Below are 26,570 nucleotides of genomic sequence, written 5' to 3' on the forward strand. Positions count from 1 at the left end.
CGGTCCGGCGTTGGCTGACGGCGGTGGACGTCGCTCCGGTCCGGCGTTGGCTGACGGCGGTGGACGTCGCTCCGGTCCGGCGTTGGCTGACGGCGGTGGACGTCGCTCCGGTCCGGTGTCGGCTGACGGCGGTGGACGTCGCTCCGGTCCGGTGTCGGCTGACTGTGGCGGGCGTCGCTCTGGTCCGGTGTTAGCTGACCGCGGCGGCGGTCGCATCGGACCGGCTTTTCCCGCGGATACCGCGCTTCTCCCTTCTGCCGCGGGCGTCCCCGCACCTCTCGAGCCCGGCCGCTAGCGCGCATAGCTGCCCGCGCCTGACGATGCCTCGCCACAGCTGGCTCGGCGGCGCGTAGCGGGCCTCGGCGCTCCAGCGCGGGCTCTCCGGCGGCCGAACCTGTTCGGCGACCAACGGCGGCCTGCGCAAATCTCCCCACCTCCAACGCACCCCTCACGACCAACGTGACCCGCGAACTACGTCTCCAGCGGCTGATAAATGCCCTCGGCCAGCGTCGAGTGCGTCTTCCACCCCAACGTCTCGTACAACGCCCGCCCGGCGTCCGTAGCACCGAGGACGCCCAGCACGGCTCCGTCCGAAATCGCGCGGTCGGCGAGCGAGCGCATCACGAATCCGCCCAGTCCGCGGCGTCGATGCGCTTCCTCGGTCACCACCCGGTCCACGATCACCGCGTCGCCGACCTGTGCCATCTGGCCCTTCGCCGCCTGCTGGCCCGCCGCGTCCAGCACGCGCAGGAACGTCACGGGTCCGCTGGTCTCCACCGTCGCGGTGTAGCCCTCCGGCGCGACCGGGTGCGTGGCCTGCAGGTCCGTCGCCATCAGATGACCGGTGTGGTCCCACGCGACCACCCAGCCGTCCGGGAGCCACGGCTCGATCGTGTCCGGTTCGGCAGGCGTCTTCAGCCACGTCCGAGGTTCGCGGACCGTCCCGGCGGCGGCGCGGACCAGCGATTCCTCCGCCTCCGGGAGGACGTGCCGGCCCGCTTCCGCGGGATTGTCCGGCACTTCCACGAAAAGCCCCCACGGCTTCTCGACCGGCGGCGGGGTCCGCCGCGACAACGCCCATCCCGCTACCCAGGTCCGTACCGTCTCCTCGATCATGAAACCAGGGTACGAACGACCACCGACAAAATCAGACCCGCGTGAGTTCGCGTTCGTCCTCGCCGGGGGCGCCGAGTTCGCGGACGAGGCCCTCGCCCTCGACGTCGACATTCGGCAGGATCCGGTCGAGCCACTTCGGCAGCCACCACGCGCCGCGGCCGAGCAGCGACATCACCGCGGGCACGAGGGTCATCCGGATCACGAACGCGTCCACCAGCACGCCGAAGGCCAGCGCGAACCCGATCGACTGGATCAGCGTCGATTCGGCCAGCACGAACCCGGCGAACACCGAGATCATGATCAGCGCGGCCGCCACGACGACCCGCGCCCCGTGCCGGAACCCGGTCACCATCGCCTCCTGCGGCTCGGCCCCGTGCACGTGTTCCTCGCGCATCCGGGTCACCAGGAACACCTGGTAGTCCATCGCGAGCCCGAACAGGACACCGATCAGCAGGATCGGCAGCATGCTCATGATCGGACCGGTCGAGGCGACGCCGAGCAGATCGGTCAGCCAGCCCCACTGGAACACCGCCACCACCGCGCCGAACGTCGCGACCACCGAGCCGAGGAACCCGAGCGTCGCCTTCAGCGGCACCACCACGGACCGGAACACCAGCATCAGCAACAGAAACGCCAGCCCGACGATCAGCCCGAGGTAGGGCAGCATCGCGTCCGACAGCTTCTGCGAGACGTCGATGTTGGCCGCGGTCTGGCCGGTCACCGCGAGACTTCCGCCGGTGCTTTCGGCCAGCGGCGCGGATTGCGCACGGATCGCCGACACCAGGTCCTCGGTTTGCGTGCTGCTCGGTCCGCTCTTCGGGATCACCGTCAGCAGCGCGGTGTCCCCGGCCGGATTCACCCGCGGCGGCGTCACCGCGGCGACGTCCGGCAGCTTGCCGATGTCGGCGGCGGCCTGCTTCAGCGCGGCCGGGTTGTGGTTCGGGCCGGTGTCGACGACGACCAGCAGCGGTCCGTTCGCGCCCTCGCCGAAGCCCTTGCTGACCAGGTCGTACGCCTTGCGCTGAGTGGTGTCCGGCGCGGCAGTGCTGTCGTTGGGCAGGCCGAGTTGCATGCTCAGCGCGGGAATCGCGACCACGGCCAGCCCGACCAGCGCGGCCAGCAGGACCGGAACCCGGTGCCGCGCAACGAAACGCGCCCAGCGCTCGCCGTGCGACGGGCCTTCGGTGCGGCGGCGCACGCGGATCTTGCTGCTGCCGACGCGGGCGCCGGCGAACCCGAGCACGGCGGGCAGCAGCGTCAACGCGATGAGCACGGCGATCACGACCGTCGCCGCGGCGGCGATGCCCATCTGGCCCAGGAACGGAATGCCGACCACCGTCAGCCCGGCGAGCGCGATGATCACGGTGAGCCCGGCGAACACCACGGCGGAGCCGGCAGTGCCCACTGCCCGGCCGGCGGCTTCCTCCGGCTCGCGGCCCTCGGCCAGCTCGTGCCGGTAGCGGGAGACGATGAAGAGCGCGTAGTCGATCCCGACCGCGAGGCCGATCATCAACGCCAGCACCGGAGTGTTGGAGTTCAGCTCCAGCGAACCCGACGCCAGCATGATGCCCGCCATCCCGACGCCGACCCCGACCAGCGCGGTGAGCAACGGAATGCCGGCCGCCAGCAGCGAGCCGAACGTAATGATGAGCACGACCGCCGCGACCGCGACGCCGAGCCCTTCGGTCGCTCCGGTCGCCGGGATGCCCTGCACCGCGTCGCCGCCGTACTCGACCTGGTATCCCAGCTGTTTCGCGTGGTCGCCGGTCGCGAGCAGCGCCTGCCGGTCGCTGTCGGACAGTTCGAAGCCCTTGACGTGGTAGCTCACTTGCGCGAGCGCGACCCGGCCGTCGGGGGAGACCGACTTCGCCTGGAACGGATCGACCACCGCGGCTACCTGCGGCGCGGACTTCAGCTTGCCCACCACGGACTCGACCGCCGCCTGGCCCGCCGGGTCGGTGACCTTCCGCCCCTCCGGCGCGGCGATCGCCACCCGCGCGGTGCCGCCGCCCGCCGCGGCCTGCGGGAAGTGCTCGGCCAGCCGGTCGATCGCCTGCTGGGATTCGGTGCCGGGAATGGTCACCGAATCGGACAGCTTGCCCGAAAGCGTGAGCGCGCCCGCGCCCAACGCCGCGAGGACAAGCGCCCAGACCGCCGCCACGAGGGCCCGGCGGCGGAACGACAGCCTGCCGAGCCGGTACAGGAAGGGTGCCACGAGTCGTCTCCGTTTCGCGCCCGAAGCGGGCTCTCCGCACTGGAATCGCCCTTCCGAAGCTAGCCGTTCGGCAAGTGGCTGCCAAGCCGATCGGCTAGGTTGTGACTAGCCGCACGGCAAGTGTCGGGCTAGTCGCCCGGCTAGTACCATGACGTGCTGCGGAGCAGCGCACTCCGCTGGAGGAGGAGGGCGCGATGACGACCGTCGAACCGGTCGCGGACACCCGGACCAGGCTGCTCGCCACTGCGCTGCGGCTGTTCGCCGAGCACGGCGTGGAGGGCACGTCGCTGCAGATGATCGCCGACGAACTGGGCGTCACCAAGGCCGCGGTGTACTACCACTTCAAGACGAAGGCGGAGATCACCGAGGCGGTCGCGGAGCCGGGCATCCGGGAACTGGACGAACTGGTCGTCGAGGCGGCGAAGCACCGGCGGCACGGCGCGCGCGTCGACCATCTGCTGGACGGTTTCGTCGATCTCGTGGTGCGGCACCGGGTGCTGGTCGCGCTGTTCTCCAGCGATCCGGGCATCGACGCGGCGCTCGCGAAATCGAGGCACGGCGTCGAAGGGTTCAAGCAGGCGCTGATCTCGATCGTGGCCGGGCCGGAACCGGACGTGACCGGCCGGGTGGCGGCGATCGTGGCGTTCACCGGCATCGCGATGGCGGGCGGGTCGCCCGATCTGGTCGAAGTGGACGACGAAACGCTGCGCCAGGAACTGGTCGGAGTGGGGCGGCGGCTGCTCGGCCGCCCGCGCCGTCGTCTCAACTGCTGAGAAATCTGTTGCAGTATTTGGGAACACCCGCTTAACCTCGAAGCATGTCTCCGGAAAGCGCATACGGGCAGGGACACGCGGAAAGCGTTGTCCGGTCTCAACTCTGGCGCTCCGTCGACAATTCGGCGGCCTACCTGGCGCCGGAGCTGCTGCCCGGGCGCAGCGTGCTGGACGTCGGCTGCGGCCCGGGGACGATCACGGCGGACATCGCCCGTCGAGTGGCTCCCGGCGAGGTGGTCGGCATCGACGTGTCGGAAGCCGTGCTGGAACAGGCGCGGGAGCACGCGCGGCGCGAAGGGGTGGCCAACATCCGGTTCGAGCGCGCCGACATCACGACCGCTCCTGAGCTCGGCCGATTCGATGTCGTGCACGCGCACCAGGTGCTGCTGCATCTGACCGATCCGGTGCAAGCGCTGCGGAACATGCTGGCGCTGGCCAATCCCGGCGGTGTCGTCGCGGCCCGCGACACGGACTACGCCGCGGCGTTCTGGTGGCCCGCGGACGCGCGGCTGGACCGCTGGCTGGAGGTGTATCGCGCGGTCGCGCACGGCAACGGCTCCGAGCCGGATGCCGGACGGCGGTTGCTGGCCTGGGCGCACGCCGCGGGCGCCCGCGACGTCACGCCGAGCGCGTCGATCTGGTGTCATTCCACGCCGGAGGAACGCGCGTGGTGGGGCGGCATGTGGGCGGAGCGGATCCTGGATTCCAAGATCGCCGAGCAGGCCGTGGCGGGCGGGTACGCGTCCGCTGCGGAACTGCGCGAGATTTCCGCGGCATGGCGTGCGTGGGCAGCCGATCCGGACGGCTGGTTCTCGATCCCGCACGGGGAAATCCTGTGCCGAGTCGGCGAAAACGGCTGATTACGGCAGCCGGGAATCCCTCATGGCTTCGGCCGCGCGCAATTCCTCGGGGGTGAGCTGGTCCTCCGAAACCCGCACGACCATGCGGGCACGACGGCACACCGGGCAGCGCTGCAGCCGGCGGTCGCCGAGGCGAACCGCCTTGAACGACATCCAGGGAATCCAGATCGTGGAGAAATAGTGGCCTTGGCTGCACTGGACGATCGTGTAGTCGGGCATGGCCATCTCCTTCGGTGCGACCGGTTCAGTATGCGCTACTCCGACACCGTCAGAAACTCCGCCGGAACCGCCGAAGTCAGCCATACCCCGTTGTCGCTGACCTGAAACGCGTGCCCGCGCGCCGCCATTTCCCCGGCCGCGACCGCGAGCACCACCGGTTTCCCGTGTCGCGAACCGACCTTCCATGCGGTTTCGCGGGTCGCGGACAAATGCACCGCGTGCCGCTTCATCGGACGCAATCCCTCCGCCCAGATCGACGGCAAGAACCGCGTCGCCGTGCCGTGGAAGAGGATTTCCGGCGGCGGCGAATCCGGCAATTCCAGATCGACGCGGAAGCTGTGCCCCTGGCTGGCGCGGATCAACGTCCCGGTCTCGTCATACGCGAACCGCTGTTTGGCGCACTTCGCGACGACCTCGTCCAGTTCCGCCCGGCTCACCGGGAACCGGTTGCGGGCCAACGCCGCGAGCAGGTCGTCGACCGGGATCCAGCCGCCGGGGGCGAGGGTGAGGCCGAGTCCGCCGGGATCGTGGCGCAGGTGCCGGGACAGCCGTTTGGACACTCGGGTCCGATGTTTCTCGTTCATTGCTGCCGGCAGTAACCCACACCGAAGCACCGCCGCGCAACGGAATTCAGATCCCGCCCTCCAGAACCGGACGGAGCTTGCTGGCCCCGGGCCCGAACCGGGCGAGTTCGTCGTCTGCGTTGTACAGGCCGCAGCTGCGCAGCGACAGGCATCCGCAGCCGACGCATCCGGTCAGCCGGTCACGCAGCCGTTGCAGCGCGTCGATCCGGGCGTCGAGTTCGGTCTGCCATTCGCGCGAAAGCCGGGCCCAGTCCGCTTTCGTCGGCGCGTGGTCGGCGGGTAGCGTCGCCAGCGCCGCGCTGATGTCTTCCAGCGACAGCCCGACCCGTTGCGCGGCGCGGATGAACGCGATCCGCCGCAGCACCGAACGCGCGTAGCGGCGCTGGTTGCCCGCCGAGCGTTCGGACGTGATCAGCCCGCGCTCCTCGTAGAACCGCAGTGCCGTGTGCGGAACCCCGCTGCGTTCCGCGACCTGCCCGATGCTCAGCTTGTCCGCCAACCTCGTCATTGCTTCAGGTTAGCGCTTGACCTTCAGTTTGGTCGAGGTTGCATCGTGAGGACATGACCCCGACGACCTCCGAGCCGGGCTACGCGGACCTGCCCCGGCTGATCTCGCTGATGACCGGCGACGACAAGCACCACGCGGCCGCGGAGTCCACAGTGGACGTGCTGTGGGTGCTGTTCGACCGCGTGCTGAACCTCGGCCCGGACACCGCCCGGCAGCCCGGGCGCGACCGGTTCCTGCTGTCCAAGGGACACGGGCCGATGGCGTACTACGCGGTGCTCGTCGCCAAGGGCTGGCTGGACGAGGACGAGCTCGCCGACTGGAGTTCGGCGCGGTCGCGGCTCGGCCACCATCCCGACCGCGTCCGCGCGCCCGGCGTCGAAATCTCCAGCGGTTCGCTCGGACACGGATTGCCGATCGCCGTCGGCACCGCGCTCGGCCTGCGCGCCCGCCGGTTCCGGTCGCGCATCGTCACGCTCGTCGGCGACGCCGAACTCGACGAGGGCTCCAACCACGAAGCCATCGTCGTCGCCGCGCGGCTCGGGCTCGACAAGCTGACCACGGTGGTCGTGGACAACCAGTCGTCGACGCACGGCTGGCCGGGCGGCATCGCGCGCCGTTTCGAAACCGAGGGCTGGGCCGTGCGCACCGTCTCCGGCCGTGACCACGAAGCGCTGTACGACGCGTTCACCGCCCCTCATCCCGGACGGCCGCTCGCGGTCGTCGCCGTCGTGGAACCGAAAGGCGCGCACTGATGCCGAACATGCGGGAAACCTTCCTGGCCACTGCCGAAGAAATCGTCAACAGCGACCCGGACGTGGCGATCGTCCTCGCCGACATTTCGGCCGCGTCGCTCGCCGAGGCCGCGCGACGGCATCCGGACCGGGTGCTCAACGTCGGGATCCGCGAGCAGCTGCTCGTGAGCACCGGCGCCGGCCTCGCGCTCGCCGGGCTGCGGCCGATCGTGCACACCTTCAACGCGTTCCTCGTGGAGCGCGCCTTCGAGCAGATCAAATTGGACCTCAGCCACCAGGAACTCGGCGCGGTGCTGGTGTCGTACGGCGCTTCCTACGACATGCCGATGGAAGGCCGCACGCACCAGGCTCCCGGGGACGTCGCGCTGATCGATTCCCTGCCCGGCTGGTACGTGCACGTGCCCGGCCATCCCGAGGAGGCGCGGCGGCTGCTGCTCGACTCGGTGCCCGGCGACAGCCGGACCTACCTGCGGCTCTCCGCGCAGGAGAATGCCGAGCCGCACCTCGGCGTCGGGCTCCAGACGATCCGGCAGGGGACGCGCGGCGTGGTGCTCGCGGTCGGGCCGATGCTGGACCGGGTGCTGCGGGCGACCGAGAGCATGGACGTGACGGTGCTCTACGCCTCGACAGTGCGCCCGTTCGACGCCGAGGGGCTGCGGGCCGCGGTGGCAGAAGCGGCCGGAGCGACTGGAGTGGCTGACGTGGCGCTGGTGGAGCCGTACCTCAAGGGGACCTCCGCGCATTGCGTCGCCGACGCGCTCGTGGACCGGCCGCACCGGCTGCTTAATCTCGGCGTCCGCCGGGACGCCGAGGTGCGGATCTACGGCACGCTCGCCGACCACGATCTCGTGCACGGGCTCGACGCCGGTTCGATCGAGCTGTCGCTCAAGGAATTCTTCCCCGGATGAGGCGGCATCCCGGCAGCGGGCAACCGCCGGGAGTCACCAGCCGCGGTCGGTCCGCCGCGCCGGGTTGGCCGTGCGCGCGGTCGACCGGCGCGCCAGATCGACCTCCGCGCGGGTCTTCTGCGGCGGAATGAGCAGCTCCCTGAACTGCGGGAACGGCACGCTGTCGATGTCTTCCCGCCAGGCTTGGAACATCCGGCAGAGCAGATCGGACTCGGACATTTCGTCCTCTTTCCGGGTCCGGGGGCGCCGGCGGCGCCCACACATAGCTTGGTGGATACCCGTTCGGGGAGAGAATGAAACGGGCTCGGACCGAAAATCCCCGAGAGGCTAGGCTCGGGTCGTGTCTCGTGTGGTGATCCTCGATTACGGCTCCGGAAACCTCCGCTCCGCCGAGCGCGCCGTCGCGCGCGCGGGCGCCGAGGTGGAGGTCACCGCCGACCCGCATGCCGCGCTCGAGGCCGACGGCCTCGTGGTGCCCGGCGTCGGCGCGTTCTCCGCCTGCATGAGCGGGCTGCTGGGCGTGCACGGGCACCGGATCATCGGCAAACGGCTGGCCGGCGGACGTCCGGTGCTGGGCATCTGCGTCGGCATGCAGATCCTGTTCTCGCGCGGCGTCGAACACGGCGAGGAGACCGAGGGCACCGGCGAGTGGCCGGGCACGGTCGAGCGCCTGCACGCCGACGTGCTCCCGCACATGGGCTGGAACACCGTCCGCGCGCCCGCCGATTCGCAGCTGTTCGCCGGGATCGACCCGGACGAACGGTTCTACTTCGTGCATTCCTACGCGGCGCGGAAGTGGGAGCTGGACTCCGGCCTGTCCGGGCAGCAGCCCAAGGTGACCTGGGCGAACCACGGAGAGGACTTCGTCGCGGCGGTGGAGAACGGGCCGCTGTGGGCGACCCAGTTCCACCCGGAGAAGTCCGGGGACGCGGGGGCGCGGCTGCTGCGCAACTGGCTGGGCACGCTGGGGTAGCGGTTCCGCCGGGAACGCTGGGCCGATTGGCGGCCGTGCCGCTGCTCGCTCGCCGGTGCGGACGGCTGCGCGGACATCCCCCGGAAGATGCGCCGGGCCCCGCCGCTTAGGCTGTGCGCGTGACTTTCACGCTCCTTCCCGCAGTTGATGTTGCCGACGGCCAGGCGGTCCGACTCGTCCAGGGCGAGGCGGGCACCGAGACGTCCTACGGCAGTCCGCTCGAGGCGGCGCTGCAGTGGCAGCGCGACGGCGCCGAGTGGATCCATCTCGTGGACCTCGACGCGGCGTTCGGCAAGGGCAGCAACCGCGAGCTGCTCGCCGACGTCGTCAAGCGGCTCGACGTGCAGGTGGAGCTGTCCGGCGGCATCCGCGACGACGCGTCGCTCGAGGCTGCGCTCGCCACCGGCGCGCGCCGGGTCAACCTCGGCACCGCGGCGCTCGAGGACCCGGACTGGACGGCGAAGGTCGTGTCCGAATACGGCGACCGCGTCGCGATCGGGCTCGACGTGCGGATCACCGAGGCCGGGCACCGGCTGTCCGCGCGCGGCTGGACGTCCGACGGCGGCGACCTGTGGGAGGTCCTGGAGCGGCTCGACCGCGACGGGGCCAGCCGGTACGTCGTCACCGACGTGAGCAAGGACGGCACCCTGCGCGGCCCGAACCTCGACCTGCTGCGCGAGGTCACCGCCCGCACCGACGCTCCGGTGATCGCCTCCGGCGGAGTGTCCAGTGTGGACGACCTGCGCGCGCTGGCCGGGCTGGCGTCGGACGGCGTCGAGGGCTCGATCGTCGGGAAGGCGCTGTACGCGGGCGCGTTCACCCTGCCGGAGGCCCTCGCCGCGGTCCGCTGACCGCGGGAATCGTTGCCGCGCAAGGAAATCTCCTCCGGCGGTGCCGGGCGAGCGCTGTCCGGCCGGGCGCTTCGCCACGACGCGACATCGGCGAAGAACGATTACCCGCCAGGTAATCGACTCCATGCGCGGAAGGGGAGAAGATTGCTTGGCAGGCAACGAAATCGACCCGAGGAGCCGGACATGACCGCCTACGCCATCGCCCACCTGCGCCAGCCGGGAACCGTGGACCCGGAGGTCTACGAGTACCTGGAGCTGATCCAGGCGACGCTCGACCCGTTCGGAGGCCGGTTCCTGGTGCACGGCGGACAGACCCGCGTGCTGGAAGGCGTCTGGCCGGGCGCGACGGTCGTGATCGAATTCCCGGACTTCGCCGCGGCCGAGGCGTGGTACGACTCGGCGGACTACCGCAAGATCCTGCACCTGCGCACCGATCACCTGGTCGGCGACGCGATCCTGGCCGACGGCTGCGGGCCGGACCACGATTCGGCCGCGATGGGCGCCCGGCTCCGGGCGGCGGCCCAGTGAGTCACTCGGCGATCTTGACCGCGATCCCGACCGTCCGATCCGGCCCGCCGCGGAGCCGGCTGAAGAACATCGTCACCCGCCCGACAATGCCGTAGTCCCGGGCGAGCACCGCGCGAATGCGCTCGGTGTCGGCGGCGTCGAGCAGCCGGGCAGTCCCGCTCACCTCGGCACCGTGCACGCGACGGCCGCGGACGTCGCAGGCCTGCAGCCGAACCTCGCTGTTGTTGCGGATCCGTTTGACTTTGCCCGCGTTGCGTTCCGAGAACAGCACGAGTTCGTCGCCGTCGCGGGACGCCCACACCGGGGTCGGGACCGCGCGGCCGTCGCGGCGGAAAGTGGTCAGCACGACGTACTTCTCGGCGCCGAGACGCTCCAGTTCGGACATAGCCCTACGGTAGACGGCGTCACCGTCCTTGGCAGCGGCCGGCAGGCGGCTGGCCGCCCGGCGTCGTCGGCACGGCGGTCGGGGTGCCGTGGTCGGCCACCTTCCGCAGCACCACGTGCGTCGTCGCGACGTAGCCCCAGGTGCACAGCACGACCAGGGCCGCGCATAGGCCGAGAGTCGCCTTGCGCACCCTGATGCGGCCGAGGAGCGCGGAAATCCCGGCCCCGGCGAGGAGGAACAGCACGAGGGAACTGGCCTGCCACAGCGGCACGCTCAGCCCCGACCACGGCACCAGCTCGCGCAACCGGCAGGTCAGCTGCTCGCCCGCGGTGAGCTGGGCGAGGTAGTTGGCCCCGACGCACCAGACCACCAGCGCGGTGATGATCGCGGCGCCGATCCCGACGACGTACGCCGCTCGCGAAAGCGTGGTCCGAGACTCCCCCAGTTCGGACATGCTTTCACGGTAGCGGTCAGCGGGTGCCGAGCCAGCCGTATTCCGGTGCCGGATCGAGCACGATCCCGTCCGCCACCGCGACGAGCTGCTCGCGCGGCAACCGGCCGGAAACGGTCAGCCAGCGTCCGGACGAGAGGCGCACGGCGACCTGTGCGTCAGCCGGTCCGGAGGCGGGCACGTACGCCCCGGGAAGACCGCGCACCCGCACCGGCCCGGAGCCGCCGAGAGCAGGGGAGCCGCCGCTGATCGTCACGCGCACCTTGCCGCTCGGACCGCTGGCGTCGAGCACGGTGGTCGCGTCGTCGGAACTGCTGCCGCGCACCGTCGTGGCCTCTTCGCGAAGACCGGCGGGAAGCGGGCCGAACCGAGCCTCGCCGCGGACCCGAACCGGTTCCACGGTCACGGAATCGGCCACCTGCTCGGCCACCGCACGCGCGTCCGGGACGCCTTCCGCCTTGGCGGTCAGCACGTAGCGGTGGTCCGGCATCCAGGTCAGCGTGGCGATGGTGTCGGTCGGGCCGGTCACCATGGCGATCCGTCCGTGCACCACGATCTGGTCCTTCACCGCCGAAATGCGCAGCGCGGTCTGCGCCCATTCCGGATCGGCCGTGGAATGCGCCGCGAGTTCCACCCGGCTCGCGCCGGACTGCCATTGCCGCACCTGCGCCGTGGTTCCGGGCCCGCCGGAACGGTACTGCTCGGTGAAGCCGTCCGGCAGCCAGCCCGGTGTGTACGCGAGCACCGGCTGCCCAGCGGCGGGCGACAGCTGCGCGGGTGCTTGGGTGACCGCGTCGACCACCAGCGGCACTCCTGCGGCGACCGCGATCACCGCGGCGGCCGCGGCGGCGAGCGCCAGGCGAGGACGGCGCCGGCGCTGGCGGGCCCGGGCGAGCGCGTTGAGCACCGCGTGACCGTCCGGCGCCCGCTCGGCGAGCCGTTCGAGGCTGTCGCGCACCAGCGTCTCGGTCTCGTTCGAGGGGGTCATTCTCCTGCTCCGGTGGTGAGGGCGGACGGCAACGAGGGCATCCCGGCGCGCAGTGTCGCCAGCGCGCGCGAGATCTGGCTGCGCACGGTCGAGACGCCGCAACGGAGGAAATCGGCGATTTCGGCGTCGGTGTAGTTCTCGTAGTAGCGCAGGACGACCGCGGCGCGCTGTTTCCGCGGCAGGGTGGCGAGCAGGGCGAGCATTTCGTCGCGTTCGTCGTAGGCGGTGCTGGGATCGGCCGTCGGCGGGCCCAGCGAGTCGAGCACCGTGTGGTTCGACGGCACCACGCGGCGGGCGGCTCGGCGGCGCCACGAGAGGTACTCGTTGGTGATCATCCGGCGGACGTAGGTGGGCGGCGATTCGATCTTCGCCCAGCGTTGCTGTGCACGCAGCAGCACGTCCTGCACGATGTCCTGCGCGAGATGCGGGTCGTCGGCGAGGACGGTCGCGTAGCGCAGCAGCCCGTCCAGGCGTTCCGCCACGAACTCGTCGAAACCGGTGGTCACGATCATCAGACGCGCGAGCCCCCGGTTCTGATGCTTCGGATCCGAAAATGACTGACGAAGCAGTCGCGGCGGGCTTGACCGGGCGGCCGACTAGGCTGGACGGCATGGCTGTGGCGGTTCGGGTGATTCCCTGTCTCGACGTCGACGCGGGCCGGGTCGTGAAGGGCGTCAACTTCGCCGACCTGCGCGACGCGGGCGACCCGGTGGAGCTGGCGCGCCGGTACGACGCCGAAGGCGCGGACGAGCTGACCTTCCTCGACGTGACCGCGTCCTCCGGGGACCGCGAAACGACCTTCGACGTGGTCCGCCGCACCGCCGAGCAGGTGTTCATCCCGCTGACCGTCGGCGGCGGCGTGCGCTCGACCGACGACGTGAACCGGCTGCTGCGCACCGGCGCGGACAAGGTGAGCATCAACACGGCCGCGATCGCGCGCCCGGAGCTGCTGCGCGAGGCGTCGCGCCGGTTCGGGGCGCAGTGCGTCGTGCTGTCCGTCGACGCGCGGCGGGTGCCCGAAGGCAGCGAACCGACGGCATCCGGCTTCGAGGTGACCACGCACGGCGGCCGGCGCGGCACCGGCATCGACGCGGTGGAGTGGGCCGCGCGCGGCGAGGAACTGGGCGTGGGCGAGGTGCTGCTCAACTCGATGGACGCGGACGGCACCAAGACCGGGTTCGACCTCGAACTGATCGGACTGGTCCGGAAAGCGGTGCGAGTCCCGGTGATCGCCAGCGGCGGCGCGGGCGCGACCGAGCACTTCCTGCCCGCCGTGGAAGCGGGCGCCGACGCGGTGCTGGCGGCGAGCGTATTCCACTTCGGACAGTTGACGATCGGCGACGTGAAGGGTGCGCTGCGCACCGGCGGGGTGGTCGTGCGATGAGCCTCGCGCCGGAGCTTTCCGCACGCCTCAAGCGCAACGCGGACGGGCTGATCGCCGCGGTCGTGGTGGACCACGCGACGTCCGACGTGCTGATGATGGCCTGGATGAACGACGACGCGCTGGAAGCCACGCTCACCACCCGCCGCGGCACGTACTGGTCGCGCAGCAGGCAGGAACTGTGGGTGAAGGGCGAGACATCGGGGCACGTCCAGCACGTGCGTGAAGTCCGCATCGACTGCGACGGCGACACGGTGCTGCTCCGAGTGGACCAGACCGGTCCGGCTTGCCACACGGGCACGCGCACCTGCTTCGACACCGACGAACGGCTGTTGCTTGCCGAGGAAGGCGCACGATGACCGTCGTCGCGGACGTGCTGATCGGGCTCGTCGCCCTGATCCACCTGTACATCGTGGTGCTGGAAATGGCTTTGTGGACCACACCGCGGGCGCGCGCGGCGTTCGGCACCACCGAGGAATTCGCCCGCGAGAGCAAGACGCTCGCCGCGAATCAGGGGCTCTACAACGGGTTCCTGGCCGCCGCGCTGATCTGGGGTCTCATCGCGGCGGACCCGGCGGGCTTCCAGCTGAAGCTGTACGGCCTGGCGTGCGTGATCGTGGCCGGGCTGTACGGGGCTGCGACGTCTTCGAAGCGGATCCTGCTCGTGCAGGTGCTGCCCGGCGGGCTCGCGCTGCTCTTCCTGCTGCTGTCGCGCTAGTCGATGTCCCCGGTGAGATAACGCTGCAAAGTCGGCGCCACCGCCGTGACCAGCGTGTCCACCTCCGCCTCCACCATCGGCGGGAACCGCGCCACGTACCGGACCAGCCCCATTCCCACCAGCTGCGACGCGCACAACGCCACTCGCAGTTCGCGCCGGTCGCCGCCGAGGTCGCTCAGCAGGCCGGTGAAAAACTGCAGGAAGAAATCGCGCAGCACGGTGCTCGCCGCCTCGTGGCCGGCGATGCTGCGGATCAGCGCCTGGAACGTGTCGCCGCCGACGCCGTCCCAGCGGGTCAGGAAGGTGCGCACGATCCGGGAGCCCAGCTCCTCGACCGGGCCGTCGCGCAGGACCGTGACCAGTTCCGCAGGTTCGAACGGCAGCTTCAGCACCGCTTGCGCGAACAGGCCTTCCTTGCCGCCGAACCAGTGGTTGACCATCGCCGCGTCGACCCCGGCGCGCGCGGCGATCGAGCGGACCGTCGCGCGTTCGTAGCCGTTCTCGGCGAACACCGCGCGGGCGGCTTCGAGCAGCACCGCGCGGGTGTCCTGACCAGCGGGGCGGCGGCCGCGGCGGCGGGCGGTAGTGTCTTCGGTGCTCACCGGACCATCTTGACCGGTGGCCGCCTCGAATTCAACAGTCATTGAATTGAGAGCCCGCTGACCGGCGGACGCGGCCGTAGCGGCACAATGAGGCGCATGGTCAGCTCAGCAGCCACGTCCACGGCCGGGCCCGGCCCGGTCAGCCCGTCCCGCGCCGAGTTCCGCGCGCTGGCCGAGAGCCGCCGCGTGATCCCCGTGGTGCGCCGGGTGCTCGCCGACGGCGAGACCCCGCTGGGGATCTACCGGAAACTCGCCGCCGACCGGCCCGGCACGTTCCTCTTCGAATCGGCCGAGAACGGGAAATCGTGGTCGCGCTGGTCGTTCGTCGGCGTGCGCAGCCCGGCCGCGCTGACGGTCCGCGACGGCAAGGCGGTCTGGACCGGCACCCCGCCGGACAACCTGCCCACCGAGGGCGACCCGCTGCAGGTGCTGCGCGCGACCGTCGAGGCGCTGCACACCGAACCGCTGCCCGGCCTGCCCCCGCTGACCGGCGGGATGGTCGGCTACCTCGGCTACGATTCGGTTCGCTGGCTGGAAAAGCTGCCCGAGCTGGCCGAACGGGACCTCGACATCCCCGAGCTGACCATGCTGCTCGCCACCGATCTCGCCGCGTTCGACCACCACGAGGGCACTGTCACGCTGATCGCCAACGCGGTCAACTGGGACGACTCCGCCGAACGCGTGGACGCCGCGTACGACGACGCGCTGGCCCGGCTGTCCGCGATGACCGAGCAGCTGCGGGTGCCCGCGCCGCCGACGGTCGCGACGTTCGACCGGCCCGCGCCGGAATTCCGCCGCCACCGCAGCAAGGAAGACTTCCACGCGGCCGTCGACAAGGCGGTCGAGGCGATCAAGGCCGGCGAAGCGTTCCAGATCGTGCCGTCGCAACGGTTCGAGATCGAGACCGGGGCCGACGCGCTCGACGTGTACCGCGTGCTCCGCACCTCCAACCCGAGCCCGTACATGTACCTGCTGCGGCTGGAGGGCTTCGACATCGTCGGCTCCAGCCCGGAATCGCTGGTGACCGTCCGCGACGGCCGCGCCACCACGCATCCGATCGCGGGCACCCGCTGGCGCGGCGCGGATCCGGAGGAGGACGCGCAGCTGGCCAAGGACCTGCTGGCGGACGAGAAGGAGCGCGCCGAGCACCTGATGCTGGTCGACCTCGGCCGCAACGACCTCGGCAAGGTCTGCAAACCGGGCACCGTGCACGTGGTCGACTTCTTCCAGATCGAGCGCTACAGCCACGTCATGCACATCGTGTCCACGGTGACCGGCGAGCTGAAGGACGACGCCACGGCGTTCGACGCGGTCGCGGCCTGCTTCCCGGCGGGCACCCTGTCCGGCGCGCCGAAGGTCCGGGCGATGCAGCTGATCGAGGAGCTGGAACCGGTGCGCCGCGCGCTGTACGGCGGCGTCGTCGGCTACCTGGACTTCGCCGGCGACGCGGACACGGCGATCGCCATCCGCACCGCGCTGATGCGCGACGGGACCGCGTACGTGCAGGCGGGCGGCGGCGTGGTCGCGGACTCGGTGCCGGACTACGAGGACACCGAATCGCTCAACAAGGCCCGCACCGTGCTGTCCGCGATCGCCGCGGCGGGCACGATGATCCCCGCGGGGGAACTGGACCCGGCCGAGGACGCGGCCGGTGTCTGAGCGGCCCGAGGAGGCGGAACCACGGCGCGGCGGCGCCGAGGCGGAAGAGCCCGGCCCGGCCGCGGGCGGCGGGAAGGCGAAGCGTCCACTGTGGACGATCATCGTCGCTCTCCTGCTCGGCGCGCTGGCGTTGTGGGGGTCCTCCCGGATGGTGTGGTTCGCCGAAGTCCGCGACGAGGGCGTGCGCGGCACCGTGCTGTACACCGAACCCGGCGAGCAGCGCGCCACCGCGCTCGTTCCGCTGGCGATCCTCGCGCTCGCGGGCGTCGCCGGGGCCGTCGCGACCGGCGGCTGGTTGCGCCGGGTGCTCGGAATCGTGCTGGTGCTCGCTGGCGCCGCGGGCGTCTGGAACGGCGTCGACGGCATCAAGTTCGGCGGCTTCGCGCCCGGGCTGCCCGGCACGGAAATCGTGCTCGGCCACCTGATCGCCGTCCTCGGCGGAATTCTCGTCGCGCTCGGCGGGTTGGCAGCCATCAAGTGGGCGGGAGCCGCGCGCAAGCTCGGGGCCCGTTACGCCGCGCCGGGAGCCAAGGCGGCGCGGAAGGACCCGGACACCGAGCTGTGGGAGGCGCTGTCGGAGGGGGACGACCCGACCGACCGCGGGGATCCGCGCCGCTGAGCAACCCGGAACCGGTCGGCGAACGAGCGGGGGTTAGCATCATTTCGGCGGGAAGGGGAAGGTTTTTGTGAGCGAGCTTGCGAGTGGACCCAGGAGTGCGGCAGCGGGTAGGGGCGTCCGATGAGCGTGCTCGAAGACATCGTCGCCGGCGTGCGCGAGGACCTCGCGCAGCGGGAATCCGCGCTGCCGTTCGACGAGCTGAAGGCCCGGGCGGCCAAGGCGGCCCCGCCGCGTGACGTGATGGCGGCGCTGCGCGAATCCGGCATCGGCGTCATCGCCGAGGTGAAGCGGCGCAGCCCGTCCAAGGGCGAGCTGGCCACGATTCCCGACCCGGCCGCGCTGGCCCGCGACTACGAGGACGCCGGCGCGCGCGTGATCAGCGTGCTCACCGAGCAGCGCCGTTTCGGCGGCTCGCTGGCCGACCTCGACGCGGTGCGCGCCGCGGTCGACATTCCCGTGCTGCGCAAGGACTTCGTCGTCAGCCCGTACCAGGTGCACGAGGCCCGGCTGCACGGCGCGGACATGGTCCTGCTGATCGTCGCCGCGCTGGAGCAGAACGCGCTCGCCGCGCTGCTCGACCGGGTCGAATCGCTCGGCATGACCGCGCTCGTGGAGATCCACAACGCCGAGGAGGCCGACCGCGCGCTCGAAGCGGGCGCGAAGGTCATCGGCGTCAACGCGCGCAACCTGCACACCCTCGAAGTGGACCGCGACGTGTTCTCCCGCCTCGCGCCCGGCCTGCCGATGGACGTGTTCAAGGTCGCCGAGTCCGGCGTGCGCGGCCCCGGCGACCTGATGTCGTACGCCGGGCACGGCGCGGACGCGGTGCTCGTCGGCGAGGGCCTGGTGGCCTCCGGCGACCCGAAGGGCGCGGTCGTCAAGCTCGTCACCGCCGGTTCGCACCCGGCTTGCCCGAGGCCGTCGCGGTGACCGCACGCGGCAAGCACGACCCGGACGAGCGCGGCTACTACGGCCCGTACGGCGGCCGGTTCATGCCGGAAGCGCTGATCGGCGTGGTCGACGAGGTCGCGGCGGAGTACGAGAAGGCCCGGAACGACCCGGAGTTCACCGGCGAGCTGAACCGGCTGCTCACCGAGTACGCGGGCCGTCCGTCGCTGCTGACCGAGGCCAAGCGGTTCGGCGAGCACGCCGGCGGCGCGCGGGTGTTCCTCAAGCGCGAGGACCTCAACCACACCGGGTCGCACAAGATCAACAACGTGCTCGGCCAGGCGCTGCTCACCGTGCGGATGGGCAAGAAGCGCGTCATCGCGGAGACCGGCGCGGGCCAGCACGGCGTCGCCACCGCCACCGCGTGCGCGCTGCTCGGCCTCGACTGCGTCGTGTACATGGGCGAGGTCGACACCGAGCGCCAGGCGCTGAACGTGGCGCGGATGAAGCTGCTCGGCGCCGAGGTCGTGCCGGTGAAAACCGGGTCGCGCACGCTCAAGGACGCGATCAACGAGGCGCTGCGCGACTGGGTCACCAACGCCGACACCACGCACTACCTCTTCGGCACCGCCGCCGGCCCGTCGCCGTTCCCGATGATGGTGCGCAATTTCCACCACGTCATCGGCGAGGAGGCGCGGGCGCAGATCCTGGAGAAGGCGGGCCGGCTTCCGGACGTCGTCGCGGCGTGCGTCGGCGGCGGGTCCAACGCCATCGGCATCTTCTCCGGGTTCTACGACGACCCGTCGGTGCGGCTGGTCGGCCTCGAGCCGGGCGGCGAGGGCATCGAGGGCAACCGGCACGGCGCGACGCTCACCAAGGGCAGCCCGGGCAACCTGCACGGCGCGATGTCGTACCTGCTGCAGGACGAGGACGGCCAGACGGTCGAATCGCATTCGATCTCCGCGGGCCTGGACTACCCGGGCGTCGGCCCGGAGCACGCGTGGCTGAAGGACTCCGGCCGCGCCGAGTACCGCCCGGTCACCGACGCGGCCGCGATGGACGCGTTCCGGCTGCTGTCGCGCACCGAGGGCATCATCCCGGCGATCGAATCGGCGCACGCGCTCGCCGGGGCCCTTGACCTTGGCCGCGAGCTGGGCCCGGAGGGGCTGATCGTGGTCAACCTCTCCGGCCGGGGCGACAAGGACATGGACACCGCGGCCCGCTGGTTCGGGCTCGTGGACGGGGAGGGCAAGTGAGCGGCCTCGACGAGCTGTTCGCGGCGACGCGGGCGGAACACCGGGCCGCGCTGGTCGGCTACCTGCCGGCCGGCTTCCCGTCCGTGGAGAATTCCAAGGACCTGCTGGCCGCCACGATCGACGGCGGGGCGGACCTGGTCGAGGTCGGCGTCCCGTACTCCGACCCGGTCATGGACGGTCCCACCATCCAGGCGGCCGCCGAAGCCGCGCTGGCGAGCGGATTCCGGCTGAAGCAGCTGTTCGAGGTCGTGGAATCGGTGTCGGCGCGCGGCGGTCGCGCGGTGGTCATGACGTACTGGAACCCGGTGCACCGCTACGGGGTCGACGCGTTCGCGCGCGACCTGGCCGCGGCCGGCGGGCTGGGCTTGATCACGCCGGACCTGATCCCGGACGAGGCCGACGAGTGGATCGCCGCTTCGCAGGCGCACGGGCTGGACCGGATCTTCCTGGTCGCGCCGTCGTCGTCGGACGAACGCCTGGCGAAGACCACGGCGGCGTCGTCGGGCTTCGTGTACGCGACCGCGGTGATGGGCGTGACCGGCGCCCGCGACGCGGTGGGCGTGCACGCCGAGGACCTGGTGCGCCGGACCCGGGAGCACACGCAGCTGCCGATCGGCGTGGGCCTCGGGGTCCGCTCGCGGGAGCAGGCCGCGCAGGTGGCCGGGTTCGCGGACGCGGTGATCGTCGGATCCGCGCTGGTCACGGCCGCGGCGGACGGTCCGGACGGCGTGGCGGAGCTGGCTTCGGAGCTGGCGAAGGGCGTGCGCGAGGCGGGCACTGCAGCCTGATCTCTCCTCGCGGGCCGGAAACTGTCGGTGGTCGTTCGTACTCTCTCGGTATGCAGATGAACGACGTCGACCCGGGTAAGTCTCCGGGGTTGGCAGAAGTACTTGCCCTGCCGAACGAACAGCTCGTCGGCAACCGGATCGAGGGAGTCGACGGGACCCTGGTGATGGGTCCGGCTCCGACTGCGCTGCACCAGCAGTGGTTGCAGCGATTGCAGCTCGCCGTCGTGCCAGCCTTGCCGAAGGGCAGCGAAGTGTTCCCCGGCGTCGCGGTCCGCTGTGGCGAAAGCAGGCTGCTGATCCCGGACTTCGTGATCGTCACCTGCCCGGACGTGGCGACGACCTGGTACCCGGCCTCCGAAGTGCTGCTGGTCGCGGAAATCGAATCCCCCTCCACGAGGGTGCAGGACCGGATCTTCAAGAAAGCCCTCTACGCCGAAGCCCGCATCCCGTACTACCTGCTCGTCGACCCGGAGCAGGAAGCCGCCACCGTCTACGCGCTTTCCGACGGCGACTACCTGCCGCACGCGAAGAGCGAGGGCGGCGTGCTCACGCTGGCCGAACCGTTCCCCGCGGAGCTGGATCTGCGCGGTTGACCGGCCAGTTGTACGCATCGTGTACGCCGTCCGCGCACAGTGCGGCGCATGGCTTTCGACATCGGACAGGTTCCCCGGAGGACGTTCCTGCGCGGGGCGGCCGGCGTGAGCGCTGCCGTGGCGGCAGGGCTCGTGCTGCCCGGCTTCGCGGACGCCGCGGCCGCACCGCGGATCTACAGCTGTGCCGAATGGGGTGCGCGGCCGCCCGCTGATCCGCTCACCACGCTCGACCATCCCGCCAATCGCGTGCTCATCCACCACATCGACTGCCCCAACAGCACCGACTATTCGCTCGAGCACGCGTTCCAGGTCGCGCGCGACGACCAGGCCGACCACATCGACAACAACGGCTGGTCCGACACCGGCCAGCACTTCACGGTCTCCCGTGGCGGCTACCGCCTCGAAGGACGCCACGGCAGCCTGGACGCGTTGCGCAGCGGCAAAAAGATCGTCCGCGCGGCGCATTGCCCCGGCCAAAACGACAACGCGATCGGCATCGAGAACGAGGGCACCTACATGAAGGTCGCCCCGCCGAAGGCGCAGTTCGATTCGCTGGTGGTGTTCGTGGCGTACGTGTGCCGCCAATATGGCATCCCGGTGAAGGAAATCAAGGGACACCGCGACTTCTACAACACGGACTGTCCGGGCGACAAGCTGTACGCGATGCTGCCCGAGTTGCAGTCCAGGGTGGCGGCGTTGCTTCGTTGAGCGGGGTCAGTGCAGGAAACGCATGGCCCGGCACAACTCCGCGGGTTCCAGCGCTCCCAGCTCGGCCACCTCGGCGCGGCGCACGTCCGCCAACGTCGTGGCCAGCTGGGGCCCGAACGCGGCACGGAGCACTTCGTCCGCCTCGAAGGCATCGACCGCGTCCGCCAACGACTCCGGCAGTCGCCCGACTCCAGCCGCAGTGGCGTCAGCGGGGGAGAGCGAGCCAGGGTCCACGCTGATGGGTTCGGGCAGGTGCGCCTCTGCGTCGATTCCTGCCAGCCCGGCGAAAACCAGGCCAGCCACCACCAGATACGGGTTCGCGGTGAGGTCGAAGCACTTCACCTCCAGATTCGCCGCCGTGTCGCGCTGTCCGGCCGCACCGCGGATCAGCCGCAATGGTGCTTCGCGGTTTTCCAGTCCCCACGCGGTGAACACGCCTGCCCAGTGGTGCGGTTCCAAACGCAGATAGCTGACCACCGACGGAGCGCCGACGGCCAGCAACGCGGGCAGCCGCTGGAAAATCCCCGCACCGAAGGATTCGGCGGTCGGGGTCAGGCCGAACGTGCCGGTACCTCCGGTGCACAGATTCCGTTCGCCGTCCCACAGGCTCAAGTGCACGTGCCCGCCGTTGCCGACCCCGCCGGGTTCGAACTTCGGCGTGAACGACGCGCGCAGTCCGTGCGCGGCGGTCACCGTGCGCACGGTTTCCCTTGTCAGCACGGCCAAATCGGCCGCGCGGACCGGGTCCGTCGCGGCGATCGACAGCTCGAACTGACCCGCCGCGTACTCCGGGTGGATCTGCTCCACCGCCACGCCGCTGCGCTCCAAAGTGGACACAACCGCGCGGAGGTATTCGTGGTTCGCGCTCAGCCTGGAGTATCCGTAGGCCGGACCGGGCAGCGGGATTCCGTCCGCGTCGGTCGCGACCCACTCCAGTTCGAAGGCCATCCGCGCGGTCAGCCCGCGTTCGGCGAGCTGGGCCGCGGCGGACGCGGCGAGCGCGCGCGTGTCCTGCGGGTGCGGCTGCCCGTCCTGGTCGAAGCGCCATGCCGGGGCCCACGCCCAGCCGGGTTGCGCGGCGAGGACGGCGAGCGCGTCGAGGTCGGGGTGCAGCCGCAGGTCGCCGACGGGGCCGAGGGAGTGCTCGCCGTTCGCGATGCTGTCGGTGCCGAGGAAGAAATCGAACGAGTTGGACGCGCCGACTCCCCATGCCGCGACCTGCGCCAGCCGCGCCACCGGCACCGCCTTGACCCGGGAAATCCCGGAATTGTCCACAAAACTCAGCGCGACCAGGTCTACGCCCGCCTGCTCCAGGTGTCCGGCGGCGGCCGCGCCGAGTTCCGCGAGCCGGTCGCGGTCGAGGTTCGAGGGGATGGACGGCAAGGCGCGCTCCTTCGCTGCTGGACGAGGTTCAGCCGGTCGGCGCTCGCCGTCCGCGCCGCCTCGGATGTTCACTGTGTACTCCGCGGGGAAAGGAGCGCATCCGTGTCCGGAAACCGTCCCGAACTACGGCGCACCTTGTCGGTCTGGCAGGCCGTCGGGCTGTCCGTCGCGCTCATGGCACCCAGCATGGCCGCGAACATCAATCCGCAGCAAACCGCCGCGGCCGCCGGACGCGCGGTGCCGCTGGCGTTCCTCCTTTCGGCGGCAGGAGTGCTGCTGGTGGCGTACGGCTTCGTCCAGCTCTGCCGCTACTACCAGCACGCCGGTTCGGTCTACGCGTTCGTCGGCGCGACCCTCGGTCCGCGCGCGGGGGTGGTGTCCGGGATCGGCCTCCTCGGCACGTACACCTTCTACGCCGTGGTCACCAGCTCCGCCACGGGCGTACTGGGCACGGCATTCCTGACGCAGGTGGGAATCTGGCCGCATCCGCCGTCGTGGGGGCCGTTCGTGCTGACCGCGGTCGCGCTGGTCGGCAGCTGGCTGCTCGCGGTCGCCCCGGCCCGCCGCGGCACCAGCACGTTGCTCGCCGTCGAGGGCGCGACCATCGCGCTGATCCTGCTGGTCACCGTGGTCATCCTGGTCCGGCTGATCGCGGGCGACGCTCCCCGCGGCCAGTTCACGCTGCGGGTTTTCGTGCCAGACACCGGCGTCTCCGGCATCTTCCTCGGCGCGGTGTTCGGGTTCCTGTCGTTCGCCGGTTTCGAGGCCGCCGCGACGCTCGGCGAGGAAACCCGCGACCCGCGCCGCAACATCCCGCGCGCGATCCTCGGCACGGCGATTTTCGGCGGTGCCTACTTCGTCCTGGTGACCGCCGTCGAAATGATGGCCTTCGGCGGGGATGCCACCGCGTTCCACGATTCCCCGTCGCTGCTGGGCGACCTGGGCAGCCGCTTCGCCGGGCCGTGGGTCGGCGACGTGATCAGCGCCGGTGCCGCGATCAGCGCGTTCGGCTGCTGCCTCGCCTGCGTCGTCGGCGGCTCGCGGCTGTTGTTCGCCCTGGGACGCGACGCTTTCGATGGACGCGGCATCGGCCGAGTCTCCGCCAAAGGCACCCCCGCCGTCGCGGTGACCGTGGTCGCGCTCGCGGCGGCGTTGATCATCTTGGTGTGCGCGGTGTTCTTCGGCGCCACCGCGGACGACACTTTCGCCTGGTCAGGCTCGATCGGAACCTTGATCCTCTTGGTGATCTACCTGCTCACCACGCTCGGCGCGATCCTGCTGTTGTTCGTGCGGCGGCGGATGCGGGTGCCGTGGTGGCATCTGGTGTTCCCGCTCGGCGCGTTGGTCCTGCTCGGCTACACGGTGTACGTCAACGTCGTGCCGTACCCGACCGAGGGCCCGGCGCGGTGGTTCCCGGTCGTGGCGGGGTCGGTGCTGGTGCTCGCTGTCGTCGTAGTCGTCTCGGCGCCCGGCTTCGCCCGTAGGGTGGGGGAGAAGCTCGCCGAGGGAGACACATGACCGGACTGCTGGATTTCGTCGCGGACCTGCCGTTGGTCGACCACCACTGCCACGGCGTGCGCACCGGCGACGTCGACCGCGACGGGTTCGAGCGGATGCTCACCGAGGCGGACACCGTGTCGCCGCTGGGGACGTCGCTGTTCGATTCGCTGATCGGCCTGGCCGTGCGCGAACGCTGCGCCCCGATCCTCGACCTGCCGAAGCACGCCCCGGCCGACGAGTATCTCGCGCGGCGCGCCGAACTGGGGGCGGCGGAGGTCAACCGGCGGTTCCTCCGCGGCACCGGCAGCACGGATTACCTGCTGGACGGTGGTTTCCTGCCCGAATCTCTCACCACCACGCATGACTTCGCAGAACTGGCCGACGCCCGCGCGCACGACGTCGTCCGGCTGGAGCAGGTCGCCGAGGCCGTCGTCCGCGGCACCAGCGCCGCCGGTTTCGCCGGCGACTTCGCCGCTGAGCTGGACCGCCGCACCGCGGGCGCCGTGGGCGTGAAGTCCATCGCGGCGTACCGGGTCGGGCTGGAGCTGTCCGGGGAACGTCCGGCTCCGGGGGAGGTCGAAGCCGCGGCCGGGCGCTGGCTAACCCGGATCGACGCGGGCGAACCGGTCCGGCTCGCCGACGAGGTGCTGCACCGGCACCTGATCTGGGCCGGGATCGACCGGCGGCTGCCCGTGCAGTTCCACGTCGGCTACGGAGACTCCGACCTCGACCTCCACCGCTGCGATCCCTTGCGGCTCACCGGTTTGCTGCGGGCGACCCGGGACGCGGGCGTCCCGATCCTCTTGCTGCACAACTATCCCTTCCACCGCAACGCCGCCTACCTCGCGCAGGTCTTCGAGCACGTCTTCGCCGACGTCGGCCTCATCACGCACAACGCGGGCTTCCGCGCGCCCGCGATCCTGGCCGAAACACTGGAGCTGGTGCCGTTCGGGAAACTGCTGTTCTCCACCGACGCGTTCGGCCTCGCCGAGCTGTACCACCTGGGCACCGCGCTGTTCCGGCAAGGACTGTCCGACTTCCTGCGCGCCGCCCTCGCCGCCGACGCACTGTCCGAAGTGGACGCGATCCGGCTGGCCCGTTTGGCCGGCCACGAGAACGCGGCCCGGATTTACCGGCTGGAGCGGAAATGATCGAGCTGGTGGAGGCGTGGCGGGCCGCGCTGGCCGAGGAATTGCCCGCCGCCGTCGAGTTGCGGCACCGGATTCACGCCGATCCGCGCGCTTCCGGCGACGAGGACGACACCGCGCGGATCGTGTCCGCCGCGCTCGGCGAAGGCGAGCGGGTGGCGAAAACCGGGCGGCTGATCGAAATCGCCGCACCGCACCCAGGCCCGGCCGTGGCCTTGCGAGCCGAACTGGACGCCCTCCCGGTCATCGAGCGCACCGGCGTCGAATGGGCGGCGAGGACGGGTCTGATGCACGCCTGCGGCCACGACGTCCACCTCGCCGCACTGACCGCGGTCTGCCGAGCGGCGCGCCGCGTCGAACTCCCGCGTCCGCTGTACGCGATCCTGCAGCCACGCGAGGAAACGTCCCCGTCCGGAGCGCTCGACCTGGTCGAATCGGGCATTCTGGAAGAGCGCGGCATCGACACGGTGATCGGCGCGCACGTCCAGCCGCGACTGCCCTACGGCGTCGTCTCGGCCGCGCCCGGGCCGGTGAACGCGTCCACCGACGAGTTCGAGGTCGTGCTGCACGGCCAGGGCGGGCACGCCGGATACCCGCAGCTCCTGCGCGACCCGGTGCTGGCGCTGAGCCAGCTGGTGGTGAGCCTGCAGCAGGTCGCGAGCCGCCGGATCGACCCGATGCACGGAGCGGTCTGCACGATCGGGCGGCTCAGCGCGGGCACGGCGGCGAATGTCGTGCCGAACACGGCGTCCGCGTCCGGTTCGCTGCGGCTGATGCGCGCGAGCGACCGCGAACGCGCGCTGGAGGCGCTCGACGAGATCGTGCACGCGACCGCCCGCGCCTACGGCTGCACCGCCGACCTGCGGATCAGCCCGTGTGAACCCGTCCTGGTCAACGACCCCGCGCTGGCCGCCGCGGCGCGGACCTGGCTCGAACGCGGCGGCGCGGACGTCGACGTGGATTTCCGTTCGTTCGGCGCGGACGATTTCGCGCATTACTGCGGCGACGGCGTCCGCGGGCTGATGCTGTTCGTCGGCCTCGGCGAGACCGCGGGCGCGCCCAGCCTGCACGGCGAAACGTTCCTGCCCGAGGACTCCGCGGTCGGCCAGGTCGCGGACGCGCTGCTCGCCGGATACCTGGCCGCGGCCTCCGACCTGGAGTATCCGGGCTGAGCCGGAACCGGCCGTGACCGGGCCGTGACCGGGTCTTGGCGAAG

The 26,570-nt window shown here is 71.0% G+C and carries 33 protein-coding genes; 21 read left to right on the forward strand and 12 right to left on the reverse strand.

The genetic code is table 11. The annotated features are described in order from the left end of the window. On the forward strand, nucleotides 1-194 hold a 194-nt coding region (locus tag L942_RS45770), incomplete at its 5' end, for a hypothetical protein (RefSeq protein ID WP_037369933.1). Between the two features lie 277 nt (nucleotides 195-471). Here the strand turns inward: L942_RS45770 and L942_RS38560 are convergent. Together L942_RS38560 and L942_RS38565 are read right to left on the reverse strand one after the other, a co-directional pair. Beyond that, the gene (locus tag L942_RS38560; RefSeq protein ID WP_037369938.1) at nucleotides 472-1,116 is read right to left on the reverse strand and encodes a GNAT family N-acetyltransferase; all 645 of its coding nucleotides are present in this window, start codon (nucleotides 1,114-1,116) and stop codon (nucleotides 472-474) included. A 31-nt stretch (nucleotides 1,117-1,147) separates the two neighbouring features. Continuing rightward, nucleotides 1,148-3,331 (reverse strand): MMPL family transporter, encoded by a 2,184-nt coding sequence (locus L942_RS38565; protein ID WP_037369943.1) that lies wholly within the window; start codon nucleotides 3,329-3,331, stop codon nucleotides 1,148-1,150. A gap of 194 nt (nucleotides 3,332-3,525) precedes the next feature. On the opposite strand from L942_RS38565, the gene L942_RS38570 reads away from it, so the two are divergent. Both L942_RS38570 and L942_RS38575 read left to right on the forward strand, forming a co-directional pair. Continuing rightward, a complete protein-coding gene (locus L942_RS38570; protein ID WP_037369945.1) occupies nucleotides 3,526-4,104 on the forward strand; it encodes a TetR/AcrR family transcriptional regulator in 579 nt (192 codons plus the stop codon). A 44-nt stretch (nucleotides 4,105-4,148) separates the two neighbouring features. Then, nucleotides 4,149-4,964, forward strand: a complete 816-nt coding sequence (locus L942_RS38575) for a class I SAM-dependent methyltransferase (protein ID WP_037369947.1) — start codon at nucleotides 4,149-4,151, stop codon at nucleotides 4,962-4,964. Here the strand turns inward: L942_RS38575 and L942_RS38580 are convergent, their stop codons facing one another. The 3 genes from L942_RS38580 to soxR are packed head-to-tail and all read right to left on the reverse strand — an operon-like array spanning nucleotide 4,965 to nucleotide 6,275. Next, nucleotides 4,965-5,183: a hypothetical protein gene (locus tag L942_RS38580; protein WP_037369949.1), complete on the reverse strand. Its 219-nt coding sequence runs from the start codon at nucleotides 5,181-5,183 to the stop codon at nucleotides 4,965-4,967. Between the two features lie 35 nt (nucleotides 5,184-5,218). Then, complete coding sequence (locus L942_RS38585; protein WP_037369951.1) at nucleotides 5,219-5,767, reverse strand: RNA 2'-phosphotransferase; 549 nt, start codon at nucleotides 5,765-5,767, stop codon at nucleotides 5,219-5,221. A 46-nt stretch (nucleotides 5,768-5,813) separates the two neighbouring features. Next, nucleotides 5,814-6,275 carry a redox-sensitive transcriptional activator SoxR gene (gene soxR, locus L942_RS38590; protein ID WP_037369954.1) on the reverse strand — a complete coding sequence of 154 codons (462 nt, stop codon included), beginning with the start codon at nucleotides 6,273-6,275 and terminating at the stop codon, nucleotides 5,814-5,816. 53 nt (nucleotides 6,276-6,328) lie between these two features. Between soxR and L942_RS38595 the strand changes: the two genes are divergently transcribed. Further along, complete coding sequence (locus tag L942_RS38595) at nucleotides 6,329-7,027, forward strand: thiamine pyrophosphate-dependent enzyme (RefSeq protein WP_037369956.1); 699 nt, start codon at nucleotides 6,329-6,331, stop codon at nucleotides 7,025-7,027. Next, on the forward strand, nucleotides 7,027-7,935 hold the full coding sequence (locus L942_RS38600; protein ID WP_037369958.1) for a transketolase family protein: 909 nt from the start codon (nucleotides 7,027-7,029) through the stop codon (nucleotides 7,933-7,935). The genes L942_RS38595 and L942_RS38600 overlap by 1 nt, the downstream gene beginning before the upstream one ends. Before the next feature lie 33 nt (nucleotides 7,936-7,968). Here the strand turns inward: L942_RS38600 and L942_RS38605 are convergent, their stop codons facing one another. Further along, the gene (locus tag L942_RS38605; RefSeq protein WP_037369961.1) at nucleotides 7,969-8,154 is read right to left on the reverse strand and encodes a hypothetical protein; all 186 of its coding nucleotides are present in this window, start codon (nucleotides 8,152-8,154) and stop codon (nucleotides 7,969-7,971) included. Nucleotides 8,155-8,284: 130 nt separating this feature from the next. On the opposite strand from L942_RS38605, the gene hisH reads away from it, so the two are divergent. The 3 genes from hisH (at nucleotide 8,285) to L942_RS38620 (ending at nucleotide 10,287) form a co-directional block, all read left to right on the forward strand. Further along, on the forward strand, nucleotides 8,285-8,908 hold the full coding sequence (gene hisH / locus L942_RS38610; RefSeq protein WP_037369963.1) for an imidazole glycerol phosphate synthase subunit HisH: 624 nt from the start codon (nucleotides 8,285-8,287) through the stop codon (nucleotides 8,906-8,908). 119 nt (nucleotides 8,909-9,027) lie between these two features. Continuing rightward, the gene (gene priA, locus L942_RS38615; protein WP_037370068.1) at nucleotides 9,028-9,759 is read left to right on the forward strand and encodes a bifunctional 1-(5-phosphoribosyl)-5-((5-phosphoribosylamino)methylideneamino)imidazole-4-carboxamide isomerase/phosphoribosylanthranilate isomerase PriA; all 732 of its coding nucleotides are present in this window, start codon (nucleotides 9,028-9,030) and stop codon (nucleotides 9,757-9,759) included. A 183-nt stretch (nucleotides 9,760-9,942) separates the two neighbouring features. After that, nucleotides 9,943-10,287, forward strand: coding sequence for a DUF1330 domain-containing protein (locus L942_RS38620; protein WP_037369966.1), 345 nt, complete (start codon nucleotides 9,943-9,945; stop codon nucleotides 10,285-10,287). A 1-nt stretch (nucleotide 10,288) separates the two neighbouring features. On the opposite strand, the gene L942_RS38625 is transcribed toward L942_RS38620, so the two are convergent. From L942_RS38625 to L942_RS38640, 4 genes are read right to left on the reverse strand one after another with little or no spacing between them, the layout of a single operon-like run. Next, nucleotides 10,289-10,672, reverse strand: coding sequence for a PPOX class F420-dependent oxidoreductase (locus tag L942_RS38625; protein ID WP_037369968.1), 384 nt, complete (start codon nucleotides 10,670-10,672; stop codon nucleotides 10,289-10,291). A 19-nt stretch (nucleotides 10,673-10,691) separates the two neighbouring features. Next, nucleotides 10,692-11,126: a hypothetical protein gene (locus L942_RS38630; RefSeq protein WP_037369972.1), complete on the reverse strand. Its 435-nt coding sequence runs from the start codon at nucleotides 11,124-11,126 to the stop codon at nucleotides 10,692-10,694. A 16-nt stretch (nucleotides 11,127-11,142) separates the two neighbouring features. Next, entirely contained in the window at nucleotides 11,143-12,111 is a 969-nt protein-coding gene (locus L942_RS38635; RefSeq protein WP_037369974.1) for a hypothetical protein, read from the reverse strand. After that, nucleotides 12,108-12,623, reverse strand: coding sequence for a SigE family RNA polymerase sigma factor (locus L942_RS38640; RefSeq protein WP_037369975.1), 516 nt, complete (start codon nucleotides 12,621-12,623; stop codon nucleotides 12,108-12,110). Before L942_RS38640 ends, L942_RS38635 begins: the two co-directional genes overlap by 4 nt. 98 nt (nucleotides 12,624-12,721) lie before the next feature. On the opposite strand from L942_RS38640, the gene hisF reads away from it, so the two are divergent. From hisF to L942_RS38655, 3 genes are read left to right on the forward strand one after another with little or no spacing between them, the layout of a single operon-like run. After that, nucleotides 12,722-13,495 (forward strand): imidazole glycerol phosphate synthase subunit HisF, encoded by a 774-nt coding sequence (gene hisF / locus L942_RS38645; RefSeq protein ID WP_037369977.1) that lies wholly within the window; start codon nucleotides 12,722-12,724, stop codon nucleotides 13,493-13,495. Next, the gene (gene hisI, locus L942_RS38650; RefSeq protein ID WP_037369981.1) at nucleotides 13,492-13,851 is read left to right on the forward strand and encodes a phosphoribosyl-AMP cyclohydrolase; all 360 of its coding nucleotides are present in this window, start codon (nucleotides 13,492-13,494) and stop codon (nucleotides 13,849-13,851) included. Before hisF ends, hisI begins: the two co-directional genes overlap by 4 nt. Continuing rightward, entirely contained in the window at nucleotides 13,848-14,210 is a 363-nt protein-coding gene (locus L942_RS38655) for a DUF1304 domain-containing protein (RefSeq protein ID WP_037369984.1), read from the forward strand. The genes hisI and L942_RS38655 overlap by 4 nt, the downstream gene beginning before the upstream one ends. On the opposite strand, the gene L942_RS38660 is transcribed toward L942_RS38655, so the two are convergent. Then, on the reverse strand, nucleotides 14,207-14,812 hold the full coding sequence (locus tag L942_RS38660) for a TetR/AcrR family transcriptional regulator (RefSeq protein ID WP_037369987.1): 606 nt from the start codon (nucleotides 14,810-14,812) through the stop codon (nucleotides 14,207-14,209). The two genes, L942_RS38655 and L942_RS38660, sit on opposite strands and share 4 nt — an antisense overlap. A 96-nt stretch (nucleotides 14,813-14,908) precedes the next feature. Here L942_RS38660 and L942_RS38665 point away from each other — a divergent pair, with 96 nt between their 5' ends. From L942_RS38665 to L942_RS38695, 7 genes are all read left to right on the forward strand, one after another. Continuing rightward, nucleotides 14,909-16,471, forward strand: a complete 1,563-nt coding sequence (locus L942_RS38665) for an anthranilate synthase component I (protein ID WP_037369989.1) — start codon at nucleotides 14,909-14,911, stop codon at nucleotides 16,469-16,471. Between the two features lie 100 nt (nucleotides 16,472-16,571). Beyond that, nucleotides 16,572-17,090: a Trp biosynthesis-associated membrane protein gene (locus L942_RS38670; RefSeq protein WP_051166539.1), complete on the forward strand. Its 519-nt coding sequence runs from the start codon at nucleotides 16,572-16,574 to the stop codon at nucleotides 17,088-17,090. A 120-nt stretch (nucleotides 17,091-17,210) separates the two neighbouring features. Beyond that, a complete protein-coding gene (trpC, locus tag L942_RS38675) occupies nucleotides 17,211-18,020 on the forward strand; it encodes an indole-3-glycerol phosphate synthase TrpC (RefSeq protein ID WP_037369991.1) in 810 nt (269 codons plus the stop codon). After that, nucleotides 17,999-19,234, forward strand: a complete 1,236-nt coding sequence (gene trpB, locus L942_RS38680) for a tryptophan synthase subunit beta (protein ID WP_037369994.1) — start codon at nucleotides 17,999-18,001, stop codon at nucleotides 19,232-19,234. The genes trpC and trpB overlap by 22 nt, the downstream gene beginning before the upstream one ends. Further along, complete coding sequence (gene trpA, locus L942_RS38685; RefSeq protein ID WP_037369995.1) at nucleotides 19,231-20,022, forward strand: tryptophan synthase subunit alpha; 792 nt, start codon at nucleotides 19,231-19,233, stop codon at nucleotides 20,020-20,022. Before trpB ends, trpA begins: the two co-directional genes overlap by 4 nt. A 50-nt stretch (nucleotides 20,023-20,072) precedes the next feature. Beyond that, nucleotides 20,073-20,615 carry a Uma2 family endonuclease gene (locus L942_RS38690; protein WP_051166537.1) on the forward strand — a complete coding sequence of 181 codons (543 nt, stop codon included), beginning with the start codon at nucleotides 20,073-20,075 and terminating at the stop codon, nucleotides 20,613-20,615. Nucleotides 20,616-20,663: 48 nt separating this feature from the next. Beyond that, complete coding sequence (locus tag L942_RS38695) at nucleotides 20,664-21,323, forward strand: peptidoglycan recognition protein family protein (RefSeq protein WP_037369996.1); 660 nt, start codon at nucleotides 20,664-20,666, stop codon at nucleotides 21,321-21,323. 6 nt (nucleotides 21,324-21,329) lie between these two features. Here the strand turns inward: L942_RS38695 and L942_RS38700 are convergent, their stop codons facing one another. Next, on the reverse strand, nucleotides 21,330-22,706 hold the full coding sequence (locus L942_RS38700; protein WP_081655400.1) for a glutamine synthetase family protein: 1,377 nt from the start codon (nucleotides 22,704-22,706) through the stop codon (nucleotides 21,330-21,332). 102 nt (nucleotides 22,707-22,808) lie between these two features. Here L942_RS38700 and L942_RS38705 point away from each other — a divergent pair, with 102 nt between their 5' ends. The 3 genes from L942_RS38705 to L942_RS38715 are packed head-to-tail and all read left to right on the forward strand — an operon-like array spanning nucleotide 22,809 to nucleotide 26,526. Next, entirely contained in the window at nucleotides 22,809-24,224 is a 1,416-nt protein-coding gene (locus L942_RS38705) for an APC family permease (RefSeq protein ID WP_037369997.1), read from the forward strand. Next, the gene (locus L942_RS38710; protein WP_037370001.1) at nucleotides 24,221-25,357 is read left to right on the forward strand and encodes an amidohydrolase family protein; all 1,137 of its coding nucleotides are present in this window, start codon (nucleotides 24,221-24,223) and stop codon (nucleotides 25,355-25,357) included. The genes L942_RS38705 and L942_RS38710 overlap by 4 nt, the downstream gene beginning before the upstream one ends. Continuing rightward, entirely contained in the window at nucleotides 25,354-26,526 is a 1,173-nt protein-coding gene (locus L942_RS38715) for a M20 metallopeptidase family protein (RefSeq protein ID WP_037370009.1), read from the forward strand. The genes L942_RS38710 and L942_RS38715 overlap by 4 nt, the downstream gene beginning before the upstream one ends. The last annotated feature ends 44 nt before the right edge of the window (nucleotides 26,527-26,570 follow it).

The sequence above is a fragment of the Amycolatopsis orientalis DSM 43388 genome (genome assembly GCF_000411975.1).
In the GTDB taxonomy this organism is placed as follows: Bacteria; Actinomycetota; Actinomycetes; order Mycobacteriales; family Pseudonocardiaceae; genus Amycolatopsis; species Amycolatopsis orientalis_D.